At 63.2% G+C, this 14,925-nt stretch carries 10 protein-coding genes; 2 read left to right on the forward strand and 8 right to left on the reverse strand.

The window, feature by feature from the left end:
• Nucleotides 1-117: 117 nt before the first annotated feature.
• Together PMI40_RS21505 and PMI40_RS21510 are read right to left on the reverse strand one after the other, a co-directional pair.
• Entirely contained in the window at nt 118-549 is a 432-nt protein-coding gene (locus tag PMI40_RS21505) for a hypothetical protein (RefSeq protein ID WP_008119848.1), read from the reverse strand.
• Between the two features lie 68 nt (nt 550-617).
• Nucleotides 618-995 (reverse strand): RNA-binding S4 domain-containing protein, encoded by a 378-nt coding sequence (locus tag PMI40_RS21510; protein WP_008119850.1) that lies wholly within the window; start codon nt 993-995, stop codon nt 618-620.
• 168 nt (nt 996-1,163) lie between these two features.
• On the opposite strand from PMI40_RS21510, the gene PMI40_RS21515 reads away from it, so the two are divergent.
• The gene (locus PMI40_RS21515) at nt 1,164-3,680 is read left to right on the forward strand and encodes a membrane-targeted effector domain-containing toxin (protein ID WP_008119852.1); all 2,517 of its coding nucleotides are present in this window, start codon (nt 1,164-1,166) and stop codon (nt 3,678-3,680) included.
• Between the two features lie 216 nt (nt 3,681-3,896).
• On the opposite strand, the gene PMI40_RS21520 is transcribed toward PMI40_RS21515, so the two are convergent.
• The 4 genes from PMI40_RS21520 to nudB form a co-directional block, all read right to left on the reverse strand.
• A complete protein-coding gene (locus PMI40_RS21520; RefSeq protein WP_008119856.1) occupies nt 3,897-5,072 on the reverse strand; it encodes an acetyl-CoA C-acetyltransferase in 1,176 nt (391 codons plus the stop codon).
• 119 nt (nt 5,073-5,191) lie between these two features.
• The gene (locus tag PMI40_RS21525; protein WP_008119859.1) at nt 5,192-6,355 is read right to left on the reverse strand and encodes a phosphatidylserine/phosphatidylglycerophosphate/cardiolipin synthase family protein; all 1,164 of its coding nucleotides are present in this window, start codon (nt 6,353-6,355) and stop codon (nt 5,192-5,194) included.
• Nucleotides 6,356-6,416: 61 nt separating this feature from the next.
• Nucleotides 6,417-7,208, reverse strand: coding sequence for an endonuclease/exonuclease/phosphatase family protein (locus PMI40_RS21530; RefSeq protein WP_008119860.1), 792 nt, complete (start codon nt 7,206-7,208; stop codon nt 6,417-6,419).
• 49 nt (nt 7,209-7,257) lie between these two features.
• Entirely contained in the window at nt 7,258-7,755 is a 498-nt protein-coding gene (gene nudB, locus PMI40_RS21535) for a dihydroneopterin triphosphate diphosphatase (protein ID WP_008119861.1), read from the reverse strand.
• 276 nt (nt 7,756-8,031) lie between these two features.
• On the opposite strand from nudB, the gene PMI40_RS21540 reads away from it, so the two are divergent.
• Nucleotides 8,032-12,081, forward strand: a complete 4,050-nt coding sequence (locus PMI40_RS21540) for a dermonecrotic toxin domain-containing protein (protein ID WP_008119862.1) — start codon at nt 8,032-8,034, stop codon at nt 12,079-12,081.
• Nucleotides 12,082-12,296: 215 nt separating this feature from the next.
• Here PMI40_RS21540 and aspS read toward each other — a convergent pair whose 3' ends face one another.
• Together aspS and PMI40_RS21550 are read right to left on the reverse strand one after the other, a co-directional pair.
• Nucleotides 12,297-14,102: an aspartate--tRNA ligase gene (gene aspS, locus PMI40_RS21545; RefSeq protein WP_008119863.1), complete on the reverse strand. Its 1,806-nt coding sequence runs from the start codon at nt 14,100-14,102 to the stop codon at nt 12,297-12,299.
• A 90-nt stretch (nt 14,103-14,192) separates the two neighbouring features.
• Nucleotides 14,193-14,828: a DUF502 domain-containing protein gene (locus PMI40_RS21550; protein WP_040502645.1), complete on the reverse strand. Its 636-nt coding sequence runs from the start codon at nt 14,826-14,828 to the stop codon at nt 14,193-14,195.
• Between the last annotated feature and the right edge of the window lie 97 nt (nt 14,829-14,925).

Below are 14,925 nucleotides of genomic sequence, written 5' to 3' on the forward strand. Positions count from 1 at the left end.
GCCGGCGTTTTTCAGCGCACTGAATATATTCGAACGATCGTACTATTATTCATCGCCACCCAAATGTCAAACGAAATTCGGTGGGCAACGGCCGGCCGCTTGCCGGGTGGCAAGACCTCAGTCGGCGCCGGGCGCGGCGATGCCCAACAGGTCGTGGGCGTCCAGCAGCGCATAGACGATGGTCGGGGTTTCCTCGAGGCGCTTGCGGATGGCCGCGGGAATGGTCTGGCGTGTCTTGTGGCACAGGCCGGGCTGGTCCAGCAGGCGAATCTGCAGTCCGCGCACGGTGCGCACCTCGCGTGCGACGGGCACGATCTGCAGCACGATGCCCAGGTTGCGCTGCATCAGCATGCCGACCCGCTGCAGGTCTTCGAAGGAGTCGATCCGGGCGATGCGCTCGATCAGGCGTTTTTCTTCCTCGCGGGTCAGCATCAACACCCGCGCCGCGGGCGCGGCCAGGTCGTCCAGCAACTGCTCGCGCTGGCACTTGCATGCGCCGGGCGGGCACTCCTTGCGGATCGCTTGCAGGAACAGGGCTGCCTGGGACATTCGTACCTTCTGTCAGGAGAGTGGCCGGAGATCTGCCGTTATCTTACAACGCCCAATGGCGCGGCCATTCATTGCGACGAGCGATCCAGCAGGCGCCGGTCGCGCTTGGTCGGCCGGCCCTTGATCCGGGATGCCGGTTCGCGAAACAGGCGCTGCTGCTCGGCACCGGCCTGGCGGCGCTGCAGGCTGTCCTCGGTCTCGGCATAGAGCGTGGCGGCAATCGCGGCCGAGCCACGTTTATCGGCAATGCCGGTGACATGCACCTGCCATTCGGTGGCGCCATTGTCGATCTGCAGCAGGTCGCCCGGCTTGACACTGTGGGCTGGCTTGGTGCGCTCGCCGTTGAGCTTGACGCGGCCGCGCTCGATGGCGTCGGTGGCCAGCGAGCGGGTCTTGAAGAAGCGCGCGGCCCAGCACCATTTATCGATGCGGGTGGTGTCGGTCATGGACGGATCTCTGCAAAAAAAGGGCCAGCGGAAATTCTACGGCAGATGGCCCGCGATGTGCTTACGCCAGGCCGGCGATGTCGAGATGCAAATAATGAACATGTAGCACATCGCGGACCGGGCGCCACATAGCATCGTCATGTCTCCACCCGCCCAAGGACCCGTTCCATGCAGACAATCTCGCCAAGCGGCCGTCTCCCGACGCCACATGCGCAGCCGCCCCTCTCTTCCGACGAACGTGCCGCTGCCCGCCCTGGCGCACACCAGCCGGCCGCACCGGCAGTACGCGCCGGCCGCGCCCGCGCCAGCGCCAGCACCGTCCTGGCCGCCCCTGCCGCGCCGACGCCTGCAACACAAGCCAAGGCCAGCGACGCGGCGCTGGCCGATTACCTTTCGGGGGCTTTCACCCGCGTCTTTGCCGACTATCCCTCGATGCATCAGTCGGCGCGCGACTATGCGCGCGACTTCATCGCCCATCGTTTCAACCAGGTGCTCGATCCGGACACCACCAAGCTGGTGCTGCTGCCCATGCATCCCAGGTATGTCGGCCCAGGCACCGATACCAGCTATCGCCGGCCGGTGGCCAACCAGGTCCAGGAGGAGCGTTCGCTCACGGAGCTGTTCGTGCGCAACTTCGACGGCAATACCGCCCACCTGCTCAGGAATTTGCGGCAGCGCCATTTAGGAATCTATACCGACGACGATCTCAAGACCGCTGACGCCCTCATCCCTGCGCCCGGCTACGATCTGCATCCGGATCAGCAGGTAGAGCCCTCGATCCGACCCAGCCGCATCAGTGCGGCCGAACTGTACGGCTACATGAAGAGCAGCGACGGCAACCGGTTCCCGCAGCAGTTCCAGCAGGAGCTCGCGCGATTCTGGACCCGCCAGCGCACGCCTTTCATCCAGGCCCAGACCGAGCTGGCCCATGTGCATCTGGACCGGGCCTACTTCAACCAGGAGATCACGCTCTCGGACTGGAAGGATGGGCATCGCGCCTTTGCCGGCACCTCGCTGCCGCACCTGGACATTCGCCAGCTGCAGCTGGGCACGTTCACCTCGCATGACAGCTTCCTGTGGAGCGACCGCAAGAACGGGCGCACGGTGCTCTACACCCCGGGCGAGGACAAGGCGTTCCAGGCCTTCGACAGCCTGTCCTCGGCCCAGGACTGGGTCAGCGACAAGTCGCAGGACATCGACTGGCTCAAGCGCTTCACCCAGGCCCATTTCTCGGCTAACGACGCCGGCAACCGGCAAGGCCTGCTCGCCAGTCCCGACGTCATCGGCGATGCGCTCAACCTGTTCTCGGCAAGCGGCATGGAATTCGGCCCCAAGCTCAGCGGCAATCCCTTCGAAGCGCTCACCGACGCCCGCGCGGCCAAGGATGTGGAGGATGCCAGGTTCATCATGAACAGCAACGCCGACCTGAACAACTCGATGCTGATCCATTCGATGCGGCTGGTGCCGTTCATCGGGGCGGCCGCAGCGATTGCCATCGGCAAGGGCAGCGAACGCACCGAAGGGCTGGTATCGCTGGGGCTGGACGTGGCAACCGGGCCTGTGCTCGATGGCCTGGGTGCAGTGGCCAAGGCAGGGGCCAAAGGCGTGGCAGGCGCGTTCAAGGGCACGCTCAAGGCAGCGGCCGCACCCTCGGAGGCGGCAGCCATGCCGGCGCTCAAGCACAGCGCCAGGGCGGGCGCCCCCGATGCGGGGCCCTTGCCTTTCTTCCGGGCGCCCCAGCGGGTCAACGGGCAAATCGGCTATCCCTTGAGCCCGAATCGGGTCAATCCGTCACCGATGTGGCGCCAGGAGCTCATGGCGACGGTCGCCAGATACGATATAACGAACCCGGAAATCCGGCAGATCGGCAATCCCTACTATCATTGGGATGCGCTCAGCGTGCCCAGCAAGGAACTGTTCACGCAGAAGAGCAGCCAGCTATACCAGGATGCGCAAGCCTTCTTTCGCCAGCACCCGGTGCCGGAGCGCGCTTCACGTCCGGAGCCTGTAACCGTGTCGCAGGCCTGGCTGGATGGCACGTCGCGATATCCCTATCCACCGCCCAACCCCGAATTCAACGATCAGGTGCTCAAGCGCGCGCTGGCCAACAGGAACACGCCGCTGGGCAATGGCGTGATCTTTGGCGAAGACCATACCAATGCCGCGGCGCGCAGCGCGCTCACCGCCCGGATCGACGATCTGCACGCCAGGGGCGTGAAGACACTTTATCTCGAAGCGCTGCTACGGGACGATGCGCCAGCGGAATTGCGCAATTTCAACCTGACGGGGGAAATATCGGACAAGCTGCGCGACCAGCTGACAAAGGGTAACGCCGACCATGCCATGATCGACCTGGTGACCCGGGCGCATGAAAAAGGCATGAAGATCGTGGCGCTGGATTCGCTTGCGGCCTGGATATCGCCCGGTGCCGTCTACGATGGCGGCGTCCGGATGACGACCATGAACTATTCCGCGTTCAATATCATTCGAGCCGAACAGATGGCCAATGGCCACTTGCCCTGGGTGGCGCTGGTCGGCGCCAACCATGGCAAGCGCAGCTACGGCGTGCCCGGCATCAATGAGCTGACCGGCGCAATCAGCGTCTCGGCGGCATATGCGTCAAGTGCATACGGATTGGCAAGGAACAACCTGGACTTCTCGCTTGCCGTGCCTTTTCCGATATGAAATAGCGCGCCCGGTCCGGATGACAACGGTATCGGCAGCGATATCGACGCGCTGCCCGATCGGGTGCCCATCAGGGACGATGGCTGGGCCGGACGAAGAAAAAGGCGCTTGCGGCGCGACATGCATATCGCGCTGCAAGCGCCCGTTCATCGCCATCGTTGCCTATCGACGCAACGGAAGATCGGCGGCGTTCCCCGGCTCAACCCATGATCCGGATCAGCGCTCCAGGGCCAGCGCCACGCCCATGCCACCGCCGATACACAGGCTGGCCAGGCCGCGCTTGGCGTCGCGTCGTACCATCTCGTGGATCAGCGACACCAGCACGCGCGCCCCGGAGGCGCCGATCGGGTGACCCAGCGCGATGGCACCACCGTTGACGTTGATCTTGCTGGTGTCCCAGCCCATCTGCTTGTTCACCGCAATGGCCTGCGCGGCAAAGGCTTCGTTGATTTCCATCAGGTCCAGGTCCTGCGGGGTCCAGCCGGCCTTCTTCAAGGTCAGTTGCGACGCCGGCACCGGCCCCATGCCCATGATGCTCGGATCGAGGCCGGCCGACGAATACGACTTGATCCTGGCCAGCACCGGCAGGCCCAGTTCGGCAGCCAGCCTGGCCGACGTGACCACCACGGCGGCGGCGCCATCGTTGATGCCGGAGGCGTTGCCGGCGGTGACCGTGCCGGCCTTGTCGAAGGCCGGGCGCAACGCGCCCAGCGACTCGGCCGTGACGCCGTGCTTGACGAACTCGTCGGTGTCGAAGACCACGGTTTCCTTCTTGCCCTTGATCTCGATGGGGATGATCTCATCCTTGAAACGACCGGCCTTTTGCGCAGCCTCGGCCTTGTTCTGCGAAGCCGCGGCAAAGGCGTCCTGTTCTTCGCGCGAGATATCGAACTTCTTTGCCACGTTCTCGGCGGTGATGCCCATGTGATATTGGTTGTAGACGTCCCACAGGCCGTCGACGATCATGGTATCGGTCAGCTTGGCGTCGCCCATGCGAAAGCCGTCGCGCGAGTTGTTGAGCACGTGCGGCGAGGCGCTCATGTTTTCCTGGCCACCGGCGATGACGATCTGGGCATCGCCACAGCGAATCGCCTGCGCTGCCAGTTGCACCGCCTTCAGGCCGCTGCCGCACACCTTGCCCACCACGAAGGCTGGCACCATGTCGGGCAGGCCGGAGCGGATCACCGCCTGGCGGGCCGGGTTCTGGCCCACGCCTGCGGTCAGCACCTGGCCCAGGATGACTTCGCTGATGGCCTCGGGCTTGATGCCGGTCTTGGCCAGCAGGGCCTTGATGACCTGCGCACCGAGGTCGGACGCAGCAATCTTTGCCAGAGAACCACCGAACTTGCCAATGGCAGTGCGCTGTGCTGCCACGATGACGACATCATCCATAATTCGCTCCTTTATTGATAGTCAGGAAGACCGTTGCCAAGCCTTCCATCGGAAACCCGGACGGCCATCTTAGTCCATTTCATCATGAATAGCGATATCGTGAATTTTCGGTATCGTGCTCAGGCGCTGCGGCCCAGGGTGATGACATGGATTACCGTGCGATACAGCAGGAAGGCGGCGCCGTAGCCGGCTCGACGGTACCAGGGTACATGGGCAAAATCGGACAGGTGCACCACCCGTCCCTGGGCCGCGCCGGCTTCGATTTCCTGGCGCAGGTATTGGGCGAAGGCGGTGTCCTGGATCACCACATTGGCTTCCTGGTTGACGAACAACGAGAGCCCGTCGACATTGCTGGAGCCGACCGTGGACCAGTGGTCGTCCACTACCGCCACCTTGGCATGCAGCTGGGTCTTGGTGTATTCGATGATGCGCACCCCGGCGCCCAGCAGCTTGGGGTAGAAATAATGTGCCACCGCATCCTGCATCGCGAACTGCCCCACCCCCAGCAACAAGGTCACCCGCACGCCGCGCTGGGCTGCCTGCTCCAGCGCACGCCGCATCTTGCGCCCGGGAGCGAAATAGGGGTTGGCCAGGAAGGCGCTCTCTCGCGCGCGCCCCAGCGCCTGCAGATAGACGCGCTGGATGGTGCGCCGGTTGCGAAAGTTGTCGCGCACCACCAGCGCCGCCTGCGCGCCTTGATGCACCGGAAGGGTCAGTCCATGGCGCAGCCGCTTGAAATTCTCCCAGCGCGCCTTGAGCTTCATGTGCCCCACGCGCAACCATTGCGCTTCCATCTCGCGATAGATCTCATGCACCAGGTTGCCGGTGATACGCACGGCAAAGTCCCACCGCGGCGCCGGCAGCGGGATCGCGTGGCCACTGTCGGAAATGAAATCGTCATTGATGTTGAGCCCGCCGACGAAGGCCACCTGGCGATCTACCACGCACAGCTTGCGATGGCTGCGTGCCACGCCGCGCCGGAACCAGGGGTTGAACGAACGGTGCTGCACGCCGGCGGCGGCGAAGAATTGCTTCAACTGCGCGCTGTGGGCGCGCCCGGTGCCGGTCCAGTCAGTGATGACATAGACCACCACACCGCGCAGGACGGCGCGCTGCAGGGCATCGCGGACCAGCACGCCGGTATCGTCGATGGCAAAGATATAGGTTTCGAGGTAGATCTCCACGCGTGCGGCCTCGATGGCGGCGATCAGCGCGGGATAGTAGGCCGCGCCGCTATGGAGCAGCACGATCTCATTGCCATCGGTGAAATTGGTGTGGCGCATGCATGACTTTTGATTGGACTGGAAGACAGTCGGGATGCGTCGTATCGGTAACAGCCGCAGTCTATGCCAACTGCAGCTCGCTGACGATGGGGGCGTGATCGGACAACCGCGCCCACGGCCCTTCGCTGAGCACCTCGGCCTTGTGGACCTTGAAGCCGCGCAGGTAGATACGGTCCAGCCGCAGCCACGGCAACATCGCGGGGAAGGTACGGGCAGGCCGGATCGGGGTGGACAGGCCACCCAGCCGGCGCAGCCCATTCATCAGCCCCTTGGTCACCGGCTGGTCGAACACCTCCTGCACGCCGATGCGTTGGTACAGCATCTTGCTGAGCTGGTTGGTCCAGTCGTTGAAGTCGCCGGCGATGATCAATGGCGCATCCGGCGGCGAGGACGAGCGCACGGCCTCGATCAGCGCCGCCGTCTGGCGTCGCCGACCGCCGGCGAACAGGCCCAGGTGGACCACGTAGCAATGCACCTCGACACCATCGACCGGCACCACGCAGTGCAAGATCCCGCGCGATTCATACGAATGGTCCGACACATCCTGGTTACGGAAGGATGCAATGGCAAAGCGCGAGATCAGCGCATTGCCGTGATGACCGTGGTCATAGACGGCGTTCATGCCATAGGCCGAATGGTGGGTCTCGCCCGCCAGGTATTCGTGCTGGCCCTGCTGGGGCCAGTTGGAGGTGTGACGCAGGGCGTTCAGGTCGTGCCTGCCTTGCACTTCCTGCAGGAACAGGATGTCGGCATCGAGTTGGGCCAGTGCCTGCTTGAGGGCCAGGATACGCGGCCTGCCGCCGAACGAGGTGACGCCCTTGTGGATGTTGTATGTCGCAACGCGCAGCTTCATGAGAGCAACCTTTCTGATGTTCTTGTCCGGCTCGCCGCCTGGTCTTGCGCTAGCCCGGCATGAAGCGCGGCAATTGCAGGATCGCTTCTGCGTTGGAAGGCGAAAAACAGCGATCCGCTGCTTCACGGTAGGGCAACCATTGATAACGCGTATGTTCACGTGGCGCCAGCACGATCGGTATGTCGCGCGGCACTAGCAGCCCGAAGACGTGTTCGGTATTGCGGGTTACGCCGGGCGCATAACGGTGCCGCCAGACGGGATAAATATCGTAGACGTTGGAAAGTTGCCAGTCGCGCAAGTGCGTAGCAGGCAGCGCCCGTCCTTCGTCACAGGTCGATTCTACGCTGCCGTCGGCCACCGTTATGCCGGTTTCTTCCTGCACTTCGCGTCGGGCAGTCTCTGACAAGGGCTCGTGCGGCGTGTCCTTCGAGCCGGTAACCGATTGCCAGAAGCCGGGCCGGTCGGCCCGTTCGATCAGCAATACCTCGCGCCCGGCGGTGTGGATCACGACCAGGACCGATTCGGGGATCTTGTAGGTGGAAGTCATCGATTGCAGGCAGGCAGAGGCGAAGCCGCCATTCTAGCCGAGCCGCTGCGATCCGGCTGGCAACACGGCGACGCCGATGTCGAGCCGGAATTGCGAGATAGCTCTCGATCAAAAACTAGTTTTCACCGATCTCGCCACTGTCACATATAAGTACTACGTTCGCGCCATCCTGGTCGCTACCTTGGCACGGCGCTTAGCGGCCACGTTCGACGCGGCCAGACTAGGCCCGGTCCATTGCCTCCGTCAAGGCAAGTCCAAATCCAGGAGGCCTTTCATATGCAAACCAGCTCAGCCAGTACCCGTGTGCAGCCCCGTCCAGCCGCAGCCGATGGCGCACAGGACTCGACAAGACCGGCGGACAGACGCGTCGCCAAGCCCGATGCCCCCAGGATCACCAGCAGCACGGCTGCCCTTGCGCGCCCGTCGCTTGCTACCGGAGGCACCAATCGGGTCAACCCGGCCATCCAGCAGAACCAGGTGGTCGAGGTGTCCCGTTCCAACGAAGACCCCGACGTCACGATGTCGCGCCTGAGCGACGCTCGACCCACCCTGAAGCAGTCGGCCGCGGAGTATGCCAACGAGTATCTCAACCAGGGGCGGCGCAAGAACTGGATCGCACCGCGTGTCAAGGAAAAACTGGATGCGAACGAACTGGTGCTGGTCGATTTCACCCAAGCCGAACCATTGAAGCCCACACGCGCGGCCACCAGGTTCACACCGATCCAGTACGACCCCACGTCGTTGCGGACCACGCCGCTGACGGACCTGTTCATGAACGACCAGTATGCCAGCCGGACCTTCGATCCGGATGCAAGGCATTACGGTGTCTACAGGAAATCGGACCTGGACAAGAGCAGCTTCGTGACCGAGGGCCAGACCCGCTATACCAACCACGTCACCAAACGAGGAAAGCAGGTCGATCCCGACGTGGCCACCACCGCCCTGTCGCTGGAGCGCCTGGATGCCGCCCTCAAAGGCATCGCCGACGACCCCCGCGCCGGGGCTCCCAATGACCTCCCCAACTATCACCGGCAGCGACTCGAGTCGTTCTTCAACAGCAACCTGGAGCGCTACGCCCAGGCCCGCCACGACCAGGCCATCGACGACATCGAGCGGACCGTCGAGCGACGGGCAGGTATCGCCGACGGCTCGCTCCAGGCGCAAGCCGGTGAACCGCGCTTCAACCAGGCCGATGAGGACATGTTCAGGTCGGCCCTGGATGGCTCGGTCAACGGTGCGGCCAAGGTCTATCCATTGCGCATTGGGCAACACGACTCCATCAATGCCCAGCGGGTGACCGATCACAGCGGCAGGACCGTCTTGCACATGCCGGGCGAAGCGCATCCATTGCGCGCATTCGATGACATCCAACAGGCGCACGACTGGATGGCCGGGGAATTCCGTCAGGCGGGCCACTATCGGACGCACGAATTCGCGCGTCGGCATTTTTCACGCAACGATGCGACCAACCGTACCGGCGTCGCTGAAAAGGGGGTGGCCGATCAACTGCTCACCATGAGCCCGGGCATGCTCGATGGCATGGACACGGCGGCGGCGCTGGTCGGACCGCCGTTCCAGGCACAGGCCCGTGTGCTGCAGCAAAAGACGATCGCCGACGACAAGTTCGACATGAGCGTTGCCGCGACGATGTTCGATACCGAAGAAGTGGCACGCGCGACGTTCCTTCCGCTGGCCGGCGATATCGCGCAGCGCGCCGCCGCACCGGTGCCGGCGCAGGCGCGACCTGGCGCATCGGAAACGACACGAGCAACAGCTGCTGCGAGCCCCGCCAAGCCGGGCTCGACGGCACTTCCGACGAGCTCCGGTCGCACGTCCAATCGCACTGTAACGCAGCAGCTGACTGCCCTGGCGCCGTCCTCCGTGGTACCGGGCCCCACCCCGTCCAGTCCCACGTCGCAGGGATTCCCCCGGAACGGAACGGCCAGCGAACAACTGTCCTATCTGGAGTCCAGGTACCCATCAGTGCAGGCGTCCGCGGCGACCTACGCGCGGCAATACATGAAGGACATGTATGACCTCGACGTGAACCCCGATATGACCGTACTGGCGGAGTTCACCGGAAGGAAGACTGGACAATATGCAAAGAGGGAGCTCTCCGAAGCCAAGGTCACGACACTGAGCCAACTCTTCGCGGACAACTTTACCGACGGCGCCAGCGACCTCGACTTCTCCCCCCGCATGGGGCTGTACGGTCTTTACCCGGTCACGGGCGAAACCCAGACCGTCATGACCGCAGCGGCCGCCGACCCACGGCTGGTCGGCACCAAGCTCGAGGCCACGCCCAGCCTGATGGATGTGCGCGACCTGTATCGCGACATGACAGGCCTTGGCACCAGGAAGTCGAACCGGAACCACCCCAATCGGTTTGCCGAAGAATTGAGCAAGCAGCGACAGGACTTCTTTTCCGCGCATGCCGACGACATAGCGGTCGCGTCCAGGACCTCGGCGCTGGAGCAGGCAAACGCCGCGCACGGCAGCACGCTCGACGATGCCGACTATGCACTCGTGCGCGATGCTTTCGATAACAAGCCCGGCAAGAACATCACGGTCAGTCCCCTGCAGGTGGAAGGCGTAGAGGCCACCGGCGCGCTGCTGATCGCCAACAACAGGGGCCGCACCGTAGGCTACTTCCCCGGGGCCGATACACCCTTCGTCACCGGCGACAGTGTGCGCGACGTTTCACGCTGGATGAAACAGAAGTGGCAGGACAAGACGTGGAAAGACGATTTCATCCGACAGCAATTTTCGCTCGGCAACGGCAATCGTTTTCCTAATATAGAGGACGCCATCAATCTGGGACACGGCGCGCCCTTCGGCTATTCGAATGACAGGCCGGGAGCAGTAGCCGGCGCCGCGCCGATCAAGGGCGATCCGTTCCGCAATCGCGCCGCTGCACTGATCAGGGATGCCCAGCAAGACATGAAGCTCGATGTCAAGTCCAATGCCGACCTGGGTTGGAACCAGAAACTCATGACACTTGGTCGGGTGCTTCCCTTCCCGGACACCTTGGCGGCGGTCTTTGGCCGCGGCAAGATGCAGGCCGAAGCGAAGAACAATGTCGCCATCGAATTGGCAATGGCCCCGCTGGAATTCCTGCCTGGAGGCAAGGCGGCAAAGAGGGGCGGACAGGGCATCGGCAAGCTCGCGACGCAGACTGGCGTTACGGCCTTGAACGGGCGCCCATTCATGTCCGGCAGTTCGCCGGTCTTCCGCCTGCCGCAAAAGATCAATGGCCAGATCGGTTATCCGTTGAGCCCGAATGGCTCACCCAGGCTTCCCGGACCGTCGCGGGGCACGGTGCTTGCGGCGCCCGGTGGTCACGGCCAGTCAGGCGTGCGCGCCGATGGCGCCTCCAACGGGCTTGCCAATGATGGCTTCGTACATACTGCGGGCGATACCGTCACAAGGCCTGCGACCCCGCCGCGCACCAAGGACAGCACCCCATCGCATGCGCCCGAGCAGATCGAGTTGCAAGACATGACGAATGGTGCAACAAGAGACAATGCCACGGCGTCGCGACGCGCTTCGACGGCCGACTCGACCGCGGGGACGACCGCGTCCCAATCGCGCTCCCCCACGCCGGAGACGGCAAGGCCCGATCTCGATCCGGATCCGACCGCGCAAGAGCTGGCGAAAGCAATGCAAATCATCCAGAGCCACGGCATGACAAAGATCGCTGCACCGGCCTGGCTCAAGAAGCCGGACTGGCTGACCGACGAGTACGTGCAAAGAAACGGCCTGGTCTTGCCAAAGGGCGCGAGCACGGTCGATGAAATGATTGCCAGCCAGCAGAAAAAATATGCAGATGTCGTCAATCGGCATACCAAACGCTTGTCGGAAGCCTATGAAAAAGAGCTGGCGCCAAGTGAAATCCAGCGACTCGTCGAGATGCAGAAGGCCATGGTGGCGGAGGAGAAAAGCGTCATCCTGTCACAGTGGGCACAGGTCAACCCAAGCAAACCGTTGACCAGGGTGAATCTGAATGGCATTTCGGCCTTGAAGAGCAGGCTTCCAGTCTTCAAGAAGCAAGCAGAAGACGCAGTGGCTAGCCTCAAGTTATCGCAGGCGGAAAAACAGGCAGAGCTGACCACTCTCCTGTCGCAAAACATGCGGAACAATTCGGTGGTGCTCACCCGCATGCAAGAACTTCAGAAACAATTGGACAATGAAGTGAAACTGGCGGCAGACGCCCTCAAGACTTCGCTACAGAAGACACAGATCGGTGCCGCAATAACAGTGGCAACGGTAGGAGGCGTGGCGGGGCTGACCGCATGGATCGTCAAGATGGTCAACGACAAGAAGTAAGCCCTCCCATCGGCATCAATCAGAGACCTGCAGGTCGAGCCCGGTCCTGACGCCGATGGGCCATGCACGAGACCTGGCGGGCAACGCTTCGGAGCCGGCACGCGACGGACCCGCAGCAAGCAAAAGGGCGCATGCATCGCTGCATGCGCCCTTGCATCCATTTATCTATTGCGGCCCGGCGTGCCGAATACCGGCGCCCCGCGCGCGACAAAAGGTCAGGACTTGACCGCTGGCTCGGTATTGCGCAACCGGATGTGCAATTCGCGCAGTTGCTTCTCGTCGACTGCCGATGGTGCTTGCGTGAGCAGGCACTGGGCGCGCTGGGTCTTGGGGAAGGCGATCACGTCGCGAATCGACTCGGCGCCAGCCATCATTGTCACCAGGCGATCCAGGCCGAAGGCGATGCCGCCATGCGGTGGCGCGCCGTATTGCAACGCGTCGAGCAGGAAGCCGAACTTCAGGCGTGCCTCTTCGTCGTCGATCTTGAGCGCACGGAACACCTTGCTCTGGACCTCGGCACGGTGGATACGGACCGAGCCGCCACCCAGCTCCCAACCGTTGAGCACCAGGTCATAGGCCTTGGCGATGGCCGCCGCCGGGTTGGTCGAGATGAAGTCCTCGTGACCATCCTTGGGCGAGGTGAACGGATGGTGCAGGGCAACCCAGCGCTGGTTGTCCTCGTCGTACTCGAACATCGGGAAGTCGACCACCCACAGCGGACGCCATTGGTCGGTAAACAAGCCGTTCTTCTTGCCGAAGTCGCTGTGCCCGACCTTCACGCGCAACGCGCCGATGGCATCGTTGACCACCTTGGCGCGATCGGCACCGAAGAAGATCAGGTCGCCGTCCTGCGCGCCGGTGCGTTCGATGATCGCTGCCAGGGCCGCATCATGGATGTTCTTGACGATCGGCGACTGCAGGCCGTCACGTCCCTTGGCCTTTTCGTTGACCTTGATGTAGGCCAGGCCCTTGGCGCCATAGATGGCCACGAACTGGGTGTAGGCGTCGATTTCCGAGCGCGGCATCTCGGCCCCACCGGGCACGCGCAAGCCGACCACGCGGCCGCCTTCGCTGTTGGCAGCACCCGAGAAGACCTTGAAATCGACGTCCTTCATGACGTCGGTCAGTTCGGTGAATTCGAGATTGACGCGCATGTCCGGCTTGTCCGAACCGTACTTGCCCATGGCGGTGGCGAAGTCCATTACCGGGAACGGGTCGGGCAGGTCGATGTCGAGCGTGTTCTTGAACACCAGGCGGATCATGCCTTCGAACAGGTCGCGGATTTCCTGCTCGTTCATGAACGAGGTCTCGCAGTCGATCTGGGTGAACTCGGGCTGGCGATCGGCGCGCAGGTCTTCGTCGCGGAAGCACTTGGTGATCTGGTAGTAACGGTCGAAGTTGGCCACCATCAGCAACTGCTTGAACAGCTGCGGCGACTGCGGCAATGCAAAGAATTCGCCGGCGTTCACGCGCGACGGCACCAGGTAGTCACGTGCGCCTTCCGGGGTCGACTTGGTCAGCATCGGGGTTTCGATGTCGATGAAGCCCTGGCCATCCAGGAACTTGCGCACTTCCATGGCCACGCGATAGCGCAGGCGCAGGTTGTTCTGCATCTGCGGACGGCGCAGGTCGAGCACGCGATGGGTCAGGCGGGTGGTCTCGGACAGGCTGTCGTCGTCCAGCTGGAACGGTGGCGTCACCGATGGGTTCAACACTTCCAGCTCATGGCACAGGACCTCGATCTTGCCCGAGTTGAGGTTGGCGTTGGTGGTACCTTCCGGACGGTTGCGCACCACACCGGTGATACGCAGGCAGAACTCGTTGCGCACCGCTTCGGCGTTCTTGAATACCTCGGCGCGGTCCGGGTCGCAGACCACCTGCACCAGGCCTTCGCGGTCGCGCAGGTCGATGAAGATGACGCCACCGTGGTCACGACGACGATGTACCCAGCCACACAGGCTGACGGTTTGGCCAAGCAGTGCCTCGGTGGTGAGGCCGCAATATTGAGTACGCAGGGACATGGTTCTAGATTCCGTTGTCAGTTCTTGTTGGGTTCGATGGGATGGAGGCGAAGGCGGGGCTGGCCGGCATCGGTGGGCGCGGCCGCCCCGTCAATTGTGCGGCGCCGCCGACGCGGTGATGATTTTCTTGTCGGCCTGCGCTTCGGGGGCCACGACCCCCATCGACACGATGTACTTCAGCGCCTCGTCGACCGACATGTCGAGTTCGATCGAATCGGCCCGCGGCAGCATCAGGAAGAAACCCGATGTCGGGTTGGGCGTGGTCGGGACATACACGCTGATGAAGTCGCCATGCAGGTGGTTGCGCACCTCGCCACCGGGCACGCCGGTCAGGAACGCGATGGTCCACGAGCCCTGGCGCGGGTACTGGATCAGCACCGCCTTGCGAAACGCATTGCCGGACGACGAGAACAGCGTATCGGACACCTGCTTGACGCTGGAATAGATCGACTTGACCACCGGGATGCGGGTCAGGATGCCTTCCCACAGCGAGACGATCTGGCGTCCGATGAAATTGCGCGCGGCCAGGCCGGTCAGGAAGATGATCAGCAGTGTCAGGATGGTGCCCAGGCCGGGGATATGGAACCCCACGATGGCTTCCGGCCGCCAGCTTTCCGGCAGCAGCAGCAGCGACTGGTCCATGGTGCCGATGATCAGGTTGAGCACCCAGACGGTAATGGCCAGGGGGACCAGGATCAACAGACCGGTGATGAAGTATTTGCGCATGGTGGGGAAGATAGGCCTTAGCTGGCGCTGGAAGAAGGCGGCGCCGACGCCGCCGAAGCGGGTGCGGGCGCGGCTGCCGCCGGTGCTGCTGCCGCGG

Source organism: Herbaspirillum sp. YR522, assembly GCF_000282575.1.
Classification (GTDB): Bacteria; Pseudomonadota; Gammaproteobacteria; order Burkholderiales; family Burkholderiaceae_D; genus Herbaspirillum.